Below are 705 nucleotides of genomic sequence, written 5' to 3' on the forward strand. Positions count from 1 at the left end.
TGTTGGTCGCCGAGAAAAACTCGCGGTATTCGGTAGCGACTACCCAACACCTGATGGCACTGGCGTGCGCGATTACATCCATGTGATGGATCTGGCCGATGGCCATATTGCGGCTTTGAAAACGGTGGGTGAGAAATCGGGTTTGCACATTTACAACTTAGGTACAGGTAAAGGCTCGAGCGTACTTGAGATGGTGGATGCGTTCGCGGCCGCTTGCGGTAAACCAGTGCCTTACGAGTTATGCCCGCGTCGTCCTGGGGATATTGCTGAATGTTGGGCAAGCACGGAAAAAGCCGAGCGTGAACTAGGCTGGAAAGCAACACGCACGGTGGCTGAAATGACCGCCGATACGTGGAACTGGCAGTCAAAAAATCCCAATGGCTATTCCCCTGCGTAGTTTACGTCGCCGCATTGTTGTCTGCACTTTCCAATTTCATTGAGAAATGCAGATGAAAGAATTCTTAAAAGTTGAGTAAGTAACATGTCGAATGTCGAATTTAACCCAGTGGATCATCCACACCGCCGTTACAACCCTCTTACTGGGCAATGGATTTTGGTTTCACCTCACCGTGCAAAACGCCCTTGGAGCGGCGCAGATGAAAAGCCCGCATTGGATGAGCTACCAAGCTATGACGGTAAATGTTTCCTTTGTCCAACCAACGAACGTATCTCTGGCGATGTTAATCCAGACTACCAAGGCACCTA

2 protein-coding genes are annotated in these 705 nt (G+C 50.1%); both read left to right on the forward strand.

All coding sequences use genetic code 11. The features are described 5' to 3' along the window. Positions 1-397: GDP-mannose 4,6-dehydratase (locus tag R8O11_RS27735; protein WP_318194937.1), on the forward strand; the 397-nt coding region annotated here is incomplete at its 5' end. A gap of 84 nt (positions 398-481) precedes the next feature. Then, positions 482-705 (forward strand): galactose-1-phosphate uridylyltransferase (gene galT / locus R8O11_RS27740; protein ID WP_318194938.1); only part of this gene is annotated, 224 nt, incomplete at its 3' end.

This window comes from Vibrio sp. 1288 (assembly GCF_033344475.1).